This is a genomic window from Propionibacterium cyclohexanicum (genome assembly GCF_900111365.1).
GTDB classification, from domain to species: domain Bacteria; phylum Actinomycetota; class Actinomycetes; order Propionibacteriales; family Propionibacteriaceae; genus Propionibacterium; species Propionibacterium cyclohexanicum.
In genome coordinates this window covers 1-17,792 of sequence record NZ_FOGZ01000012.1, presented here as the reverse complement: position 1 = coordinate 17,792, position 17,792 = coordinate 1, and the positions used below count along the sequence as shown (strand labels likewise).

General features: G+C 63.3%; 11 protein-coding genes. 10 read left to right on the top strand and 1 reads right to left on the bottom strand.

The window, feature by feature from the left end:
• Positions 1–55: 55 nt before the first annotated feature.
• The 8 genes from BMX93_RS06945 (at position 56) to BMX93_RS06910 (ending at position 10,896) form a co-directional block, all read left to right on the top strand.
• Entirely contained in the window at positions 56–547 is a 492-nt protein-coding gene (locus BMX93_RS06945; protein ID WP_091969441.1) for a CidA/LrgA family protein, read from the top strand.
• 5 nt (positions 548–552) lie between these two features.
• Complete coding sequence (locus BMX93_RS06940) at positions 553–1,242, top strand: LrgB family protein (protein WP_218139254.1); 690 nt, start codon at positions 553–555, stop codon at positions 1,240–1,242.
• Between the two features lie 448 nt (positions 1,243–1,690).
• The gene (locus tag BMX93_RS06935; RefSeq protein ID WP_218139253.1) at positions 1,691–2,602 is read left to right on the top strand and encodes an ABC transporter permease; all 912 of its coding nucleotides are present in this window, start codon (positions 1,691–1,693) and stop codon (positions 2,600–2,602) included.
• Positions 2,603–2,611: 9 nt separating this feature from the next.
• Positions 2,612–3,634 (top strand): carbohydrate ABC transporter permease, encoded by a 1,023-nt coding sequence (locus BMX93_RS06930; protein WP_218139252.1) that lies wholly within the window; start codon positions 2,612–2,614, stop codon positions 3,632–3,634.
• A 47-nt stretch (positions 3,635–3,681) separates the two neighbouring features.
• A complete protein-coding gene (locus BMX93_RS06925; protein ID WP_091969435.1) occupies positions 3,682–5,430 on the top strand; it encodes an extracellular solute-binding protein in 1,749 nt (582 codons plus the stop codon).
• An 82-nt stretch (positions 5,431–5,512) separates the two neighbouring features.
• Entirely contained in the window at positions 5,513–6,157 is a 645-nt protein-coding gene (locus BMX93_RS06920; RefSeq protein ID WP_091969433.1) for a YesL family protein, read from the top strand.
• Between the two features lie 97 nt (positions 6,158–6,254).
• Positions 6,255–9,746, top strand: a complete 3,492-nt coding sequence (locus BMX93_RS06915) for a hypothetical protein (protein WP_091969431.1) — start codon at positions 6,255–6,257, stop codon at positions 9,744–9,746.
• Positions 9,747–9,810: 64 nt separating this feature from the next.
• A complete protein-coding gene (locus tag BMX93_RS06910) occupies positions 9,811–10,896 on the top strand; it encodes a LacI family DNA-binding transcriptional regulator (RefSeq protein ID WP_091969429.1) in 1,086 nt (361 codons plus the stop codon).
• A gap of 168 nt (positions 10,897–11,064) precedes the next feature.
• Here BMX93_RS06910 and BMX93_RS06905 read toward each other — a convergent pair whose 3' ends face one another.
• Positions 11,065–14,349 (bottom strand): carbohydrate binding domain-containing protein, encoded by a 3,285-nt coding sequence (locus BMX93_RS06905; RefSeq protein ID WP_143052842.1) that lies wholly within the window; start codon positions 14,347–14,349, stop codon positions 11,065–11,067.
• Between the two features lie 493 nt (positions 14,350–14,842).
• Here BMX93_RS06905 and BMX93_RS06900 point away from each other — a divergent pair, with 493 nt between their 5' ends.
• Entirely contained in the window at positions 14,843–16,915 is a 2,073-nt protein-coding gene (locus BMX93_RS06900) for an MDR family MFS transporter (RefSeq protein WP_218139251.1), read from the top strand.
• 7 nt (positions 16,916–16,922) lie between these two features.
• Positions 16,923–17,591: a TetR/AcrR family transcriptional regulator gene (locus BMX93_RS06895; RefSeq protein ID WP_091969554.1), complete on the top strand. Its 669-nt coding sequence runs from the start codon at positions 16,923–16,925 to the stop codon at positions 17,589–17,591.
• Positions 17,592–17,792: the final 201 nt, after the last annotated feature.

Genomic DNA, 17,792 nt, shown 5'->3' with positions numbered 1-17,792 from the left:
ATCCTATCAACGTGATTTCATTCCGGGATGGTCCCTGCCTATCCTCTACCAAGTGATGAATCCGCACGTCAACCCGAAGTTCACCCCCCACTCCCTGCTCAGGAAGAGCGCCCTCGTCCAGTTCGTTCTCCTCTCGCTGTTGTGGGCCCTGGGCTGCCGGATTGCCAGCTCAACGGGAGCGCCCGTCCCCGGTGCGGTGATCGGTTTGGCGCTGGCCTTGCTCTTGCTCGCCACGAGGGTTCTCGTGCTTCCCGATATCGAGCGAGCCTCGGGCTGGCTGATCTCCGAGATGCTGCTGTTCTTCGTGCCAACGGTGGTGGCCCTCATCGTTCACCCCGAGCTTCTGGGTTGGCTCGGGCTCAAGGTGCTGGTGGTCATCCTCGCGAGCACGATCTCGGTGATGGTCGTCACTTCAGCGGCCATCGAACTGATGTCGCGGCTGCTGTCCCATCCCGGAACGCGCGCTGCTTCCCACCCACTTGCGCACGCGCGAATTGCCTTTGCCGGTCTCGTGCACTCGAGGGCCCGCGGGCTGCGCCACCTGTGAGGGAAGTGAGCCCCGTGCTGTCCGCCATCATCTGGTCAGTTCTCACGATTGTCATCTACCTGGTCAGCAAGAAGGTGCACGCTCACTGGACCTCGGCGTGGACTATGCCGCTGCTCATCACTCCGGCCGTGCTCATCGTCCTGGTGCTGGTCTTCAATGTGAAGTACACCACGTTCCACCACGACACGAGCTGGCTCGTGACACTGCTCGGCCCCACGACGGTCGCCTTCGCCGTTCCGATCTGGCGACAGCGCCATCTCATCCGCACCCATTGGGCGGTGCTGCTCGTCGGCGTCCTGGTGGGCAGCGGCGTCGCGATCGGCTCGAGCTTCCTGCTCGCAACGGTGCTCGGTATCCGCGGGGCGCTGCGGCTGAGTCTCCTGCCGCGCTCGATCAGCACCCCCTTCGCGATGACGATGTCGACCGATATCGGCGGGAACTCCGATCTCACGTCGGTGTTCGTCGTGCTCACCGGCATCCTGGGCGTCATCGTAGGCGAGGCCTTGCTCACCTATCTGCCGCTGCGCACCGAGTTGTCGAAGGGCATGATGCTCGGCATGGGTGCTCACGGCATGGGCACCGCCAAGGCCCAGGAGGTGGGCACCACCGAAGGCGCCATCGCGGGCCTGGCGATGGTGCTCAGCGGCGTCATGAATGTGCTGCTCGCCCCGGTCCTCGCCCTCATGGTGGGCTGACCCACTCGCTCTGGCGTTCCTCGGGCAGGCGCAAGCTCGGCCCCGCGCGCCGATTTCTCGCCCTCTCGCGCAGGCCTCAGGCGGTCGCGAATGAGAGCTCTTCCGGAACAGGGTTGTTTTGGCACTGGGTTGTTTCGGCACTGGGCTGTATCGGTACTGGGCACGGCATCCGGGCCGGCTTTCAAGAGGGCGGGTGTCCGTACCGGACCGCTGCGAACCCGGCGCTGACGCCAGCCGCGGCGGCTCCCACAGCGCTCCCAGATCGATGGATCAACCCTGTTGACGTTTCGCGAAGAGCGGAGCTAGAGTACGCTTGCAACTAGTTACAGAGATCACGAAGGCGTGAATCGAAGTCGACGAACCTCCCTTCGTGATGTGCTTGCTCAGCTGCAATCCCGAATGGTCGGTAATGTTGCCGTGCCCATTGTTCGCGACGAGGAGGACTCGGGTGAAGAAAGCACTATCCACACCCAACAAGTTATTGCTCATGGTGTCACCGTTCGTCGTCTTCGCGTTCGTGTTCCACTATTTGCCGCTGGCCGGTTGGTACTTCGCGTTCGTCGATTACCAACCCGGTTCCTCGCCCACCGAGATGCCCTTTGTGGGCCTCAAGTGGTTCCGAGCCCTCATCTCCTCTCAGGAGCAGGTGCACACCATCCTTCGGGTATTGGCGAACACCTTGGGCATGAGCTTCCTCGGCATCGCATCGAGTATCCTTCCGCTGATCTTTGCCATCTTCCTCTACGAGCTGCGTTCCTCGAAATTGCGCCGTTTCGTGCAGACCGTATCGACCGCCCCCAACTTCGTGAGCTGGGTGCTGGTCTACGCCCTGGTGTTCGCCTTCCTATCGGTCGACAACGGGGTCGTCAACAATGTGCTGACACGGATGGGCGTCATCAGTGCCCCCATCAACTTCCTCATCAGTAGCGATCACCTGTGGATAAAGATGACCCTGCTCGGCATCTGGAAGGGCCTGGGCTGGAGCGCCATCATGTATCTTGCGGCCATCAACGGCATTGACCAGGAGCAGTACGAGGCGGCCGCCATCGACGGTGCGGGCCGTTTCAAGCAGACCCTTCATGTGACCGTCCCTGGGCTCATGCCAACATTCTTCGTGTTGTTGCTGCTGGCCATCGCGAACATCATCAACACCGGCATGGATCAATACTTCGTGTTCTCGAATGCCATGACAGCCGACAGCATCGAGGTGCTCGATCTCTATACGTACAACACCGGTATTGTGTCGGGGAACTTCTCCTTCGCCACCGTGGTGAGCATTCTCAAGACAGTTGTCAGCCTGGCTCTGCTGTTCAGCGTGAACCGAATCTCCAAGTCCGTTCGCGGCGAGTCGATCTTCTGAGGACCTATCGTGACCATCCCAACGACTACTTCGGCTGTTCCGCCGATCCAAAATGCCGACAAGCTGCTCGTCGCCTCTGAGCCGGCCAAGAAGGCGCGCCACCGTCTGCGCCGCGCACCCCGGCACATCGCTCCGATGGAGCAGCGGTCCACCGGGGAGAAGGTCTTCCAGGTCTTCAATGTGGTGGTGCTGGTGTTGTTTGCCTTCGTCTGCCTGTACCCCTTCTATTACATCTTCATCAACACCATCAGCAGCAACCAGTTGAGTGCCAGCGGAAAGATCCTCTTCTGGCCCCGCGAGATCCACTTCACGAACTATGCAGAGATCTTCCAGATCCCCGACATCTGGCATGCGTTCTTGGTGAGCATCGAACGCACCGTGATCGGCACCGGCTTGACCGTCATCTGCTCGGCGTTCCTGGGCTTCATGATGACCCAGCGCAAGATGCGTTATCGCACGTTCGTCTACCGGTTCTTTGTGGCCACTATGTATGTCAGCGCTGGCGTGGTTCCGGTATATTTGCTGTTCAATTACATCGGCCTGCTGGACAACTTCTTGGTCTATGTCCTGCCGGGGATGGTCTCGGCGTTCTATATCGTGCTCGTCAAGACCTTTATTGAGTCGAGCATTCCCGAGACACTGCAGGAAGCTGCCGAGATCGATGGTGCCGGCACGATGTCGCTGTTCTTCCGGATCATGTTGCCCCTCATGGGGCCGATTCTGGCCACGCTGGCCATCTTCACGGCGGTCGGCCAGTGGAACAGTTTCATGGACACCGTCATCTATGTCACCAGAAGCGATCTGCAGACCTTGCAGTACATTCTGTACCGCTATCTGACGCAGTCCACCGCATTGGCGAACTCCATCAATGCCGGGGGTGGCAGCATGACCGAGATCAGCAACACCACGCAGACTGCCCAGTCGGTGCAGCTCACCGTGACGATGGTGGCGGTGCTCCCCATCTTCATGGTCTACCCATTCATGCAGAGGTATTTCGTCAAGGGCATCACCATTGGAGCGGTCAAAGGCTGACCGCCTCCGCAGCAAACAATTCAGCAGGGTTGAACAAGGGAGAAGACATGCAATCGAACGGAACCGCCACCCCCGGTGCCACCGGGATCCGGCTTGGCCGCCGCGGGCTGCTCAAGATCTGTGGTGGCGTGGCCGCCGGCGCGCTGGCCAGCCCATTGCTTTCCGCCTGCGGAAAGTCCGCGTCCTCAGCCTCGTCGGGTGGTGGCGGAGCAACCGCTGAGGTCAGTATTTTCACCGAATCAGCCACCTATGAGGGAAAGCTCGACGGATACGTCGGCAAGTGGTTCAAGGACAAGGTGAATACCGAGGTGAGCGTGGTTCCGAACAGCGTGGGCGGCACCAGCCGGTTCGCCACCAGGCTGTCCACCGGCAACCTGGGAGATCTCATCGTCTTCACCGGTGTCGACGATCTCAAGCAGGCGCTCAATGCGAATCTCCTCCTCGACCTCTCGACGAAGGAGAAGGAGCTCCCGAATCTCTTCCGCTTCAAGGACGCCATTGCCAGGGTCAAGAAGGTCTACGACGGCAAGGTGATGGCCATGCCTAGCGCGGTCTGCCTCGACAGCGTGATCTCGAAGACCGATCCCGTGGTCGTGCCCTCCATGCGCTACGACTACTACAAGGAATTGGGATCGCCGGCCATCAAGGACTACTGGAGCTATGCCCAGGTGGCCGAGCAGATGGTGGCAGCGCACCCCACCACGGAGAATGGATCCAAGTTCTATGGGCTCTCGCTGTTCTCCCAGTGGGACAGCACCAACGCCACCCAGCTGCGCACCATCTCGCAATCCATGGGGTGGACAGGCAATGACGGGGTGAACGCCTACAAGTTCATCGACATCGATCCGCTCGGCAAGCGGACCCAGGTGCTCATCGAGGAGGGCAGCATCTATCTGCAGTCGCTGAAGTGGGCCAACGGCTTCTACAGGAAGGGCCTGCTCGACCCCGACTCGGCCACCCAGACCTGGGATGACTATCTCAAGAAGGCACAGAAGGGCCAGTCCGCCTTGTGGGTCTTCGGCTACACCGGCGATCTCAACTTCAACCCGGCAAACCCCGATCTCACCGCAGCGGGCAAGGGCTACAAGAGGATCAGCAATGATTCGATGAAAGCCGCCGATCCGATGACCTCGACCTTCGGCAGCTCCTGGTACTGGGCCGTCACGAAGAAGGCGAAGGATCTCGATGGCACGCTGAAGCTGCTGAACTTCCTGTATTCCGACGAGGGTGGCTTCGGCTTCGAGATGGGCCCCGAGGGAGTGCTGTGGAAGCGCAATTCCGAGGGGATCCCCACTCTTACCGAGCTGGGCAAGCAGGACTGGTCTGCTGCCATTCCCGCCGACCTCGGGGGCGGCAAGAAGTCAGACACCTTCAAATCACGGGTCAACGGTCCCACGCTCGACCAGGCATGGCCGAACCCCACCTACAAGATCCCCGCCAACTACCAGGTGTGGACCGACTACCTCACATCGAATGCCTCGGCGCTCGACAAGCAGTGGACGCAGGACCACGGAGGCGCCCTCAACATGAAGGAATTGCTCGTCAAGAACAACCAGCTTGCCGCATTCAAGCCGAAGGATGTGCCGGCGGTTTCCTACGACGACCAGCTCAAGGTGGTCGCCAACCAGGTGGGCAATGCGATCAAGCAGTACTCCTGGAAGATGATCTACGCGAGCGACGATGCCACCTTCGATTCCTTGAAGAACGAGATGGTCTCCAAGGCCCAGGGTCTCGGCCTGGACAAGTGCGTCGACTTCGAGAAGAAGACCGCGCAGACCTTCTTCGACGCCAGCTGATCGATGCGGTGACGGATGCGGCGCGGCAGCCGCATCCGTCACCACAACACATGTCCCATCGTCTCCCAGGAGTGGCGACACCATGAATCCCAAGACAGCTCAGAAGATCTATGAAATCACCCTCATGGCGAGCAGATTGGTCATGATGAATCTGCTGTGGATCGTGTTCGTGCTCTTGGGCGGCGTGGTGTTCGGCATTGTTCCCGCGACCGTCGTCGTCGTGAGCATCTTCCGGGACGATCGGGTCAAGGACGACGAGTTTAGCTGGGTCCGGCTGGCCTGGCAGCGTTACTTTCCTGCTGTGCGACGTTTCGCGGGTGTGTCGGTGATCTTCTCGGTGCTGCTCATCGGGGCCATTCTTGCCCACCAGTTGCCTGGCGTGCACGACCTCATTCCGGCGTGGCTGGCGCTGCTCGTCGTCGTCCTGCTCACCTGCCTCTTCCTGCCGTATCTGGCTGTCAACGACGCTCATTTCACCATCGACCGGATATCTCTCGTCAAGAATTCTCTGCTGTTGCCGATCCTGTGGCCTCTCACCTCGATCCGGCTCGTACTCACCGAGGCGGCCATGATCCTGCTGTGCTGGCTCGTACCGGGCCTGCTGCCATTCGTTGCTGTCTCGGTTCCGCTCTATCTCGCCACCTGGCTGCTCACGGCCCGCTGGGACCGTCAGCTTGCCCGCAGCCAGCCCGATCGATCCCTGTCTCGGCCAGTCGGGGCGAGCTGAGCCCTCCCGCGGGCCCAGCAGTTTCCACCGATGCGTCGGTGCCGGCTTCCCCTCCGCCCGATCCGGCGAAGGCACCTGTCTTTCAAGGAGTAGACCCATGAAGTCCCTGCCCGAACACGTCATCGTCGATGCCACCGCATGGCATCAGACCGAGGTCGAGGGCGGTGTCCGATTCACCCACCCGAATCCGCACGGCAAGGATCACTGGGATCGGTGGGGGTTCTTCGAGTCGAATGACCACAGTGTTGACCTGACCGACTGGTACGGTCTGCGCGTCGTGGCCGATGGCTTCTACGGCGTCGTCGAGGCAACCATCACCCTGGTCGCCACGCTCAACCGGTTCCCGCGGCCCGAGGCGCTCGTGGAGACCACGGCGCGCGTGCTCCTGAGCAGCGGCGAACCGAGCTTCGTGTCATTCGATGCCTTCGATGTCGACGAGGCAAACCAGGTGTTCTTCCGCGGAGTCCTCGCAGTCGAGATCCGCTCGGCACGCCGGCCTCACATCGCAGCGCTGGATTTCGTGGCGGGCCGCGAGCTCGCCGTGGCGGCACCAGTCCTCGGTAAGCCGATACCTGCCGGTGGCCGCGCCGAGTATGCGGTTGAGCTGTGCAATGTCACCCAATCCTCGATCCGGGTGACGGCACGCATCGAACGCCGCGGCTGGGAGACCTTGCATGCACTCCTGCTCGGCACCGACGGGCAGGAGTGCGGGCCGGTGATCGTGCTCTCGCCTGGTGAGCGCCGCGAGCTGCAGGTGGCGGTCAGCGACGATCCGCGAGTCCCGGAATGGGGCTGGGAGGAGCAGGTACTCCTCGTGTCGTCCGAGCACGGCGCGCCGGTCAGGCTCCGTTTCGTGACCACCCGGCACAGCGAGGACTACACGACCACGCTGCGCGAGGCCGACATCGACGAGGTCCGGTACAACATCGAGCACTACGAGTGGGCACGGCAGTCCTTCGCGCGCCGGCGCAGGCAGGCGCAGGAGTGGATCGTACCGACCGTGGACCCATCCCTGGGATATCTCTTCGTGACACGGAATGCCGAGGAGGCCGACAACTGCGCCCTCGTGTATCTGGTGACCGGGGAGATGCACTTTGCCGAGAAGGTCGCTGCGTTCATGAGGGAGTTCAGCGACCCCGAGCGCGGTTATGGGACAGTGCCCAGGGCCGGGAACCAAGAATTGGTGCACGAAGGACTGTTCTTCTTGCATACGGCCTACGCCTTCGATCACATCAAGCGCACCGGTCTGCTCAGCGCGGAAGAAGTGACTCGCACCCAGGAGGCCTTCCGGTTCTTCATGGAGATCATCCGCAAGGAGACCATGCGGGGCAAGATCTCCAATTGGAACCTCTCGGAGCTGGTGGGCGCGGTGGCCTGCGCTGCCGCAATGGAGGATCTCAGTGAGATCGGCTACTTCCTGACCTGTCCGAGCGGGATCCACGATCACATCTCCAAGGGCATCGTGGACGACGGCTGGTGGTTCGAGGCCTCCATCGGCTACAACCTGTTGGCGATGGGGCTTTTCCTTCAGGTGGCCAGCGTTGTCGACAAGTGGGGGTTCGGCTTGGCGCAGCTGGAGTTGCCTGCCAGCTATGCTCGGACCACCTCGGTGGACGAGGCACTCATCGCGTCCGACGACCGTATCGACGGCCTCTCGACGCAGATCTGGGGACCCTCCACCCGCAGTACGCGCTCGATACGGATGCTCGTCGACAGCATGATCCCGTTCTTCGACGACCAGGGCGTGGTCTTCGGGATGAACGATGCCGCCGAAATGCGCGCACCTGCGTGCTTCTTCATGGAGCCGCGCTATGACCTTGCGTATCGCACCTATCGCAATCCGAGCCTGATCCCCTTCTTGAGAGCCGTCGCGCCCGATGAGCGTGACCCCTACTACGGGGTGGGGGAGCTGCCTGCCGTTTCTGACCCCGATCTGCAGATCTTCCGGGACAATGCCCGCGCCGACGTGGCGGGCATCACCCTGCTGCGCTCCAAGGTGGCCGGTCGATCCTTGGACGAGGAATACCAGGTGACGGTGAAGACGGGAATCCTGGGCGGGGCGCACGGCCATTACGACCGTCTGGCGCTCAACTCGATCCGTCGCTTCGGGAAGAACTTCTACAATCCCGAGAGCATCTGGTACGCCTACCACACCTTCATGTACAAGTTCTATGTCCAGAATTCGATCACGCACAACATGACGACTGTCGACCTCAAGCAGCAGGATCCAGCCGAATCGCATCTGCTGGCGATGGGCTCTGCAGACCACCTGCAGTTCGCCGTTCATGAGATCACCACGAGATGGTGCAATCCGCCCTATGGCGGCTGGATCGTCAAGCAGGGTGAGACCTTCGCCGAGCGCTGCTGGGCCGAGGGACGCAGCCTGGAACTGCCGGACCAGCAGCCTGAATACACCCGGCGCAGCGGATTCACCGAGCCGATCGTCCAGCGGCGGGCGACGCTCCTCACCGATGACTACATCGTGGTCCTCGACCACCTCGAGGCCACTGAACGCCACCAATTCGACTGCCTGTTCCATGTCAGCGGCCTGCATTCACTGACAGTTCCCGGGTCCGGTGAGGTCGAGCGGCTGTCGCCGGATCCGGCCGACAGCGACCACTTTGCGTTCAGCCGCTCATCGGCACTGCGCTACCTGGGCCATGAGCCCACCCTCGATCCGTCGCCGCTGAGCAGCGGCCAGTTCGTCACCGACTGCCACCGATTCCGCGGTGAGGGAGTGGTGAGCGCCCACTTCGAGGTGGACATGTCCGAATTGAGCGATCTGGGCTGGTTCGCGAAGATCAGGAGCTCCTACAACAGGCCAGGCCTGTTGAAGATGGACATCCATTCGGTCAGCCCGTCTTCCCGCGAGCTCCTCGTAGGATGCGATCCCGAGTACTACCAGACCCAGCAGCAGCTGCACTATACCGTGATGGCGGGAGGCACCACGGTCCGGGAGGGACGGCTCGGACCGTGGATCTTCGGACGCCATGATCTCGATATCGCAGTGGACGGGGTGGACTCGCTTGTCCTGCGGACCCAGTCGACACCGGTGCAGCCGGAGTACGACGCAGCGCCCATGGAGCCCATCCCCTGCGTGTTCTGGGGCAATGGCATCGTCACCACCCGGGACGGACGGCAGATTGGCCTGGGCGAGCTGCCGGTCGAGTACAGCAATGTCGTGCCGGTGCCGGTGCCCGACCGCGACTACGAACAAGGCCCGGTGAAGCTGGAGATGAGGGTGATGCAGCACAGCCTGCCCGGTACGCCGGCCGATCTGGCAGCTGCCGGCGAGCTGAAGGTCGATCTGCGGGGTCTGGACGCCGTGGCGCTGAGGGTGAGCATCGGCGGGGACTATCCGGTCGGCGACGAAAGCACTCGTCGCAGGACACTCGACATCCGTGAGAACGGAACAGCAGCCGACTTTGCCACCGTTGTCGAACAGTACGACGATGAACCCGTGATCCGCTCGATCGTGCCCGAGGAGTCCGGTATGGTCATCGAGCTGGTGAACGGCCGAAGGCAGCGGTTGACGGTGAGCGACCTCACGCTCGCCGATGCACGATTCACTCTCGAGGAGCTGAGCTGAATGCCATCACGACAACCGCTCTTGACCGCTCGGCGGCCCAGGCCCGGGTACTGAGGCCGCGACCATGGCTGTGACGGCGGTGAGCGGAGCGGACGGCAGTCAGCGCCGACCTGGACCGACGAAGGTCGATCAGGTGAACCTCCGCGATGTCGCGAAGCGAGCCGGGGTGTCGGTGGCGACGGCATCGCGGGTGCTGGCGGACAGTCCCCATGTGAGCGACGGCACGCGTCAGCGCGTGATGAAGGCGGCCGAGCAGCTGGGCTATGTGCGCAATGGCCTGGTCCGGGCCATGACCGGACACGGGCCGAGGACGATCGCGCTGATCTTCGAGCGCATGATCGGAACCTCGTTCGCCCAGTTGGCAGGAGGCGCCGAGCAGGTGGCGGGCGCCCGCGGGCATCTGCTGTTCATCTCCAGCACCGAGGGCTCCCTTGAGCGGGAGTCGAGGCTCATCTCGGTGCTCGCCGAACAGCGGGTTGCCGCCGTGCTCATGGTGGGCGCCACCCGCAGCAGCGGCTCGTTCGAGCGCACCTTGGGCCGCTACTGCGAGGAGCTCGCGTCTGTCGGCGCGCCGCTCATTCTGTGCGGACGCCGCCCCATTGCAACGCGCCCCGAGATCGTCAGCGTCGACTACGACCATGCCGGCGGGATCGCCCGTGCTGTCGACCATCTCGTCGCCCAGGGGCATCGGCGCATCGGCTATCTCGGCGAGGGCGTCGGCACGACGACCAGTGAGGTGCGGCTCAGTGGATACCGGGCCGCAATGCGCAGCCATGGGCTTCGACCTCACGACGAGCTGATCGTCACTGCCGGCAACTCGGCCGAGGAGGGTGCAGTGGCAATGAATGCATTCCTCGACAGCGGCGTCGAGGCGACGGCATTCGTCTCCATGACCGACAATCTGGCGGTCGGCGTCTACCGCGCTGCCCGCTGCCATGGGCTGCGCATCGGGCACGATCTCTCCGTCGTCGGCTTCGACGCGAACCCGCTCACCGGGGATCTGACGCCTGGGCTCACCAGCGTGCGAGCGCCCTTCCGCCTGGTGGGGCAGCGGGCCGTGGAGATCGCTCTGGGAATACGGCCCAAGGAGAATGTCGTTTTCCCGACCGAGCTGGTGGCCGGGGGGTCGGTGGGGAGCCTGGCGGGCTGAAGCCCCGGAATCCCAGGATTCACAGCCCCGCGGGGCTCTTGCTCACCTCACGCGGATGCCCATGGGGCAGTGTGTCGCCGCCCGCTCGCTGTCTTCCCTGGAGATGGCGCGACAAGGCACGGCAGGGCCCTCGCCACCTCCGGTGACGAGGGCCCTGCCGATCGCCGATCACTCGGTATCGGTACCGTCGTCCGGCCCGGTGCCAGCGTTCCGGTTCCTGCGCGCGACGATCCACCCACCAGCCGCGGCGGAGAGCACCGCGGCCACGCCAAGAAGTCCGCCGACGCCGCTGCCACCCGTGAGCGGCAGACCGAGCACCGAGGAAGTCTTCGAGGCAGACCCGCTCGGCTTCGCCACCGATCCGGGCGCACTCGGGCTTGACGGTACCGGCGACGAGGGCACTGCCGAGCTGCTGGGCGCCGACGGGCTCGGCGACGTGGCCGAGGCCGATGGTGAGGGGCTGGGCTGGGGCGACACCGGGTCCAAGTAGACGACCACGGTGGACATCGGGGGCACCGTGATGGGGCTTGACAGATCGACATGGTCACGCGTGCCGGTCAGTTGCTGGCCGTGGCGTCCCGCGGGGTCCGCCAGCTCGAAGCTTCGGTCCTTTGTCGTATTCATTCCCACCAGATAGCGCCCGTATTCCAGCCGATAGAAGGGTGCTATGCCGACGAGCACCTCCTCCACCCCCAGATCCCTCGAACCGAGTGCGGGATCCGCATCCGCCGGGATCTTCGCCAGGTGCATGACCTCGCCTGCATAGGCCTGATGCACCTGCGGGCCGGGCGCAGGCCACGAACCGCCCGGAACGCCGATGGGTTGTCCGCTGTTGTTGATCGCATAGTCCTGGGTGACCCAGTCCTGGATCGCGAAGGTCTCGTCGCTGAGGTCCCCCTCCACCGTCTCTCGAATCGTCGCGGTGCGCTGAGTGCTGGGTGTGAGGAGATGCACCCGTCCCCATCGGTTCACGGCCTGACGAGAACGCCAGTAGGGGGAGGCGAAGAGTATCTCCTGGCCATTCTTGAGGGCAAGCGCCCCCGCGACCTCGTCGGCGAAGACGAAGTCGTCGGCCTCCCAGTCGATGGGAAGCCTGCGGCCGGACTTGCCCTGCGCTTGGAACGCCGGAAGGTCCCTTGCGAGCAGCCGCAGGGCATTGAGTCCCACGCGTGTGCCGGTGTTCGTGAGGAGCAAGGACAACTGCGGGCCGAACTGACCGTCGTCGATCATCTCCTGGGCCCAGCCGGTGAGGTCGGGATCGTCGAAGGCTCCAGCTGTCATGAGGGGATTGCCATCCCACCACGTGCGGCTCGTGTATGTGGTGACACCCGGGTACACCTCGTTGCGCCAGCCGATCTCGGATTCGAGCCGGGAAATCCGGTTCCCGTCCGCGTCGAGATCGATATGGCGGAAATAACCGCGCGCCTTGCACATGGCAACCATCCGCTCGCGCAGCTCTGGGGCATCGAGGGCGCGGTACCCGCGGGTGACCGATTCGTACATCATGACCAGCCAGTCCTGGACCTCGCCATAGCTGCCAACGAAGCCCAGTTCCCTCGTGAGCCCCTTGGGAGAAACGACCACATAGTCCTCGCCGAGCGGCTTGGTCCGGGTTCCGTCGGGCAGCTCGGGGCCAAGCCACGGCTTGGACCCGATGCTCTCATAGAGCCACTCGCGAGCTCGTGCCTCGGGCCAGGCATTCTTGGGAGAGATGAGGGAGAGCCCACGATTCGCCTGGTAGATGCCAATGGCGGTGATCTGGGCCTGGTTGCTGTAGTGCCTCATGTTCTGCTTCCAGTAGTCCCTGCTGGACAGCAGCATGTCGGTATAGGCCGCCCGTCGGCTGATGGGGGCGGCCGAGGCCGGGGCGGGCGCCGTGACGCTGAGGTCGTCGAACCAGGCGGATTCCCCATTGTCAACACGCATCCACATCTGGAAGTTCGCGGCACCCTGAGGGACCGGGAAGCTCCCGGAGAGCTCCTGCCAGTCGGTGGTCCCCGTGGTCACATAGAAATTGTGGTCGGTGCCGACGACCTTGTTGGACGCATTGAAGAACAGCACATCGACTCGCGGGGTGGTTGCTTTGCCATCGGTCTTGACCCATGCGGTGAAGGAGAATTGGCCGCTGCCGACGAGCGTGGCACCGGCGGGCTGCACGACAAACATACCCTCGCTTCCCTTCGAGGTGAGCTTGATCGATGCCTGCCCGCTGTGCGCGACGGAGGTGTCGCGAGTGAACGTTCCATTCGGCGCCCAGCCAGGTGATTGCCAGCCTATCGGGGTGTCTCCGCCGCCCTCGAATCCGGCATTGACGAGCGTCGTATATCCGGGGGTGACATTGAGATCGAGCAGCGATGTGGGCTGCGATGCGGAGCTCGCATTGAGCTCCTCCCATCGATAGGCGAGCACGAGACCGACTCTCCCGAATCCCTGCCATTGCTGGTCGGAGTCCGTGAGGACCTTGGGGTCTGCCTTCCACGCGTTGTAGCGGCCGTCGATGGCCGCGCAGAGCGCCGTCAAGGCATCGGGGTTGTGGTAGGCGATGTTCTCCTCGTCCTGCCAGTCATAGGCCTCGGCGAGCTCATTGAAACCCCAGGCGTCCAGGGAGTAGGCGCCGCCTCCATAGACGAGCTGCTGGAGGTCGCCGAGAACGCGCGTGCGCACCTTGGCGAGCCAGTCTTTGTCGTCGTTGGCGCGGGTGCCGACCGTCGGAAGGCTGCCGAGCACATCCGTGCTCTCGGGCACGAACTGGGGCTCGGTATGGGAGTAGACGCGGTAGAGGGGCCGGGAGGGCGTGTTCATGTCATTCGCGAAGAAGGTCTTGGCATCCCCGTATTCCCAGATGCGGCCCATCGCGCGGATCTCGATGGCAAGCTCGTCCTTGCCGGCCGTGATGGCCTCTGGCAGCGGCAGTGTGTGCATGAAGAAGCGGCCCGGTGAGCGGGGATCGGGCCCGATCTGATCGAGGTTGTCGACCGGCCCCTCGTCGTACCAGCCGACCGCCTTGCCGTCCACGAAGAGCTGCAGGCGCCAGTCCTGGGTGTCGGTGCTGGTCGGGGTGAGCTTGGCCGCGGCGTCGCCTCCCCAGAGCTTGACCGTGACATAGGTGGTCTTCGTGGGGTCCACCGTGAGGGTGAAGCCGATTGTCCCGCCCCACCAGCTCGGCTGGGGCAGCGGATTGATGACGCGCGCCGGCTGGCCCAGCGCCCCGGTCACCGTGGCGGACAGCTCTTTCCCGGTGAAGGAGTGCGCGAGCTCCGAGGCGGCATCGCCGAAGGTGATCGTATCGAGGACCGCGGAGGCCGTGTCGCTCCCCGAGCTGTTCGAGGCGCTTGCCGAGGGGCTCGCACCGTCCGCGGACGCCGAGGCATCCCACACGACCTGGCTTGCCAGGACGGCAGACGACGCCATGGCGCCGGCGAGGACTCCCCGTCGGCTCACTTTCATTGTCATTGTTGCTCCCATCACATCGCTGTGTCAGCAGGATTGGTGAGCCAATTGCGATCCATCAATGACCGTAACTAGTTACACTGATCTGAATATTTATCAGCCCGTTTTCAGCCTGTCAATGCCCGAGGGCTTCCGTGAGGTTTTGCCGTATGCCCGGGGCGGGCGGGGTCCGGGATCCAGCAGACCTGCGATCCGTGGACCGGCCCGAGCCCGGCGGGGTCGTCGGCTCGGCGGGGCACCCTCTTCCCGCCTCCCTCCGCCTCACTGTGCCTGCCTGCATCTGTCTGTGTATGTCTCCACCTGCCTGTCCTCGTGGCGGCTCGCGAGGCCCTCCTCGGCTTCCTCGAGGGCGAAGTTGAATGGGTCAGTGCGGGTAGGTATGGTTGCATTGCTGCAAGATTTTCCTGCTGCAAGTTTCTCCCGCCAGCGTCGGCGCCCGGCGCTCAACCTCGGCGGTGGGCGCAAGGTTGACGGCTAATGACTCTCGGAGGGATGCATGTCAATCGCCACCGCACGCAGGGAGGCTCCCACGCCTCCCGAGGAGCACCAGCAGGTGATGAATCACCGGGAGATTCTCCTGGTCATCTACGGACTGATGGCCGGAATGTTCCTGTCGTCACTCGACCAGACCATTGTTGGTACGGCAATCCGCACGATCGGCGATGATCTGCACGGACTCGACCAGCAGGCCTGGGTGACCACCGCCTATTTGATCACGTCCACGATAACCGTCCCGATCTACGGCAAGGTCTCTGACCTATTTGGTCGCCGGCCGCTGTTCCTGTTCGGTATCACTGTTTTTGTCCTGGGCTCGCTGATGTCCTCGCTCTCCACCTCCATGCTCATGCTCGCGGGCTTCCGCGCCTTCCAGGGCATTGGGGCCGGCGCGCTCATGTCGTTGCCGCTCGCCATCATGGGCGACATACTCGCCCCTCGGGAGCGAGCCAAGTACCAAGGCTATTTCTTCGCGGTCTTCGGTGTCTCAACGGTCATCGGTCCGCTCATCGGTGGCGTGTTCGCGGATACGAACAGGATTCTCGGCATTGCCGGGTGGCGTTGGGTTTTCCTCGTCAACGTCCCGGTCGGAATCATTGCCTTCGCGATGGTCTTTGCTTTCCTGCACCTGCCGAAGGTGAACACCAACACGGCGCCGCGAATCGACTGGTTCGGTGCAGCCGCGGTGGTCATGGCTCTCGTCCCGCTGCTCGTCGTTGCAGAGCAAGGCAGGACCTGGGGCTGGGCTTCGGCCATCTCCATCACGTGTTATGTCATCGGTGTGCTCGGCGTCATCGCCTTCCTCGTCATCGAGCAGCGCATGGGTGATGATGCGATCGTCCCGTTGCGACTGTTCAGCTCTCACACCTTCTCGATGGCCACCATTCTCAGTGTGCTCGTTGGCTTCGGAATGTTTGGCGCCATGATGACGATTCCGCTCTACCTGCAGATCGTGGTGGGTCTGAACCCGACCGAATCGGGACTGGCCACCATCCCGTTGGTGATCGGCCTGATGATTGCCGCGTTGAGCGCTGGCCAGATCACGGCGCGAACAGGCCACTACCGGGTCTTCACGATCACCGGCACCATGAGCACTGCGCTCGGCTTCCTCCTTCTCACCTTCATGAAGTACGACACCCCGTTGTGGTATTTGATGCTGGGAATGTTTGTCATCGGTTTCGGCCTGGGCCAGCTCATGCAGACCCTGATCCTGGCGAGCCAGAATTCCGTTCCCCCTAAGGACATGGGGGTGGCCAGCAGCGCTGCCACCTTCTTCCGCCAGATCGGCGGCACGCTGGGCACCGCCATCATGCTGTCCGTGCTGTTCTCCTTGCTGCCCACCAATATCGTGCAGGGCATGACCAACCAGACCACGCTGAACGCAGCTCTGGACGCGTCACTGAACCCGAGTGTCGCCGGCGCACCGGGTAACCAGGCGATCATGAAGCAGCTGTGGACACCCATCATCAATCCGGTGAAGAGCACCATCCAGACCCAGCTCGACTCGGCGAGCAGTGCGGCCAAGCAGGCCGCTGACACAGCAGTGACGCAGAAGGTCACCGAGGCAGTCAACGCTCAGGTCGCGGCTGGCGAGATCACCCAGGCCGAGGCATCGGTGGCCATCACCCACGGGGTCGAGACTGCTCGCCCTGCGGCTGAGCAGCAGGCCTTGAGCGCGGCCGCGAGTCAGGCCCATGCCAATGTTGTCGGCGACACGCTGCAGGTGGACTGGTCGAATGAGACCCAGCGGGTGTTCTGGGTCGATCAGTTGACCCCCAAGCTTGCCCAGCAGATCAACCAGAATGCGTCGAAGCTGTCCAGCTCGTCGAGCTCGGCCACCAGCGACACGTCCTTCCTCACCGGCGCGGACCCCCGGCTCAGCAAGCCGTTCATGGTGGGCTTCACGCGCTCGTCGGTGACGATCTACTGGACCGGCTTCGGCGTCCTGATGCTGGCCTTCGCGCTGAGCTGGTTCTTCAAGGTACCGCCGCTGCGCAAGTTCTCGGCCCTTCAGGAGCAGGCTGATTCGGCTCTGGAGGCCGAACACCGCGGCTCCGGGGCAGCACAGGACTGAGGTGGCCATGGACGCCGATAAGGCTGAGGAGATCAAGCCCTGCGGTCTTCGCGAACGCAAGAAACAGCAGACCCGACGGGCGATCCACGGGGCTGCACTGCGTCTTCTGGACGAGGGTGGCCTGGAGAATGCGACGGTGGAGCGCATCTGCGACGCCGCCGATGTGTCCGCCCGGACCTTCTTCAATTACTACCCCTCGAAAGCGGCAGCGATCCTGGGCCTGCCCGACCGGGTGATCCCCCCCGAAGTCGCCGAACGATTCCGCAGAGCACAAGGTGAGCTGGTGCCGGCCTTGTGCGAGGTGGTCGTCGCAGCGACAAATCACAACGTGGACCGCAAGGGCATCAAGAGGGTCGTCGCCGAGCGGCCTGAGCTCGTGGCCGAGTTCACACGGTGGATCATGTCGGTGCGCGAGGAGTTCATCGCGCTTGCCCGTGAGCGCGCAGCCAGCGAAAGCGTGGCCTTCGGGGCCGCCTCCCTCGTGCTCGCCGGCTTCGGACTGGCTCTCCATACGCACCGCACGGACGACAACCCGATCGACGTGGCCTTGGCGCAGTCCATCGATACGGTGATCGCCACACGCAATGCCGTCCTGAGCCCTCTGCAGTCCCCGTCGAACCAGCTGACCGAACCTCCGGGGGAGGCGAACGCTCCGGTGAATTCCTCGGTGGAGTGATGACCGGGCACTGCTGAGCACCGTTGTGGTAGGAGTGGAGCGCCGGGGCGCCCCGGCGCTCCACGGGCGGGTGTCCGCACAGCACCCCGTGCCGATGCCCAATCATGGGCTCATCCCAATCGAGGGTGTAGTTGGGGTCTGAATCCGCCTGTCTCGAGCAGGCTTCTGGCGATGTAGTTGGTGAGGTTGCGGAAGCCCAGG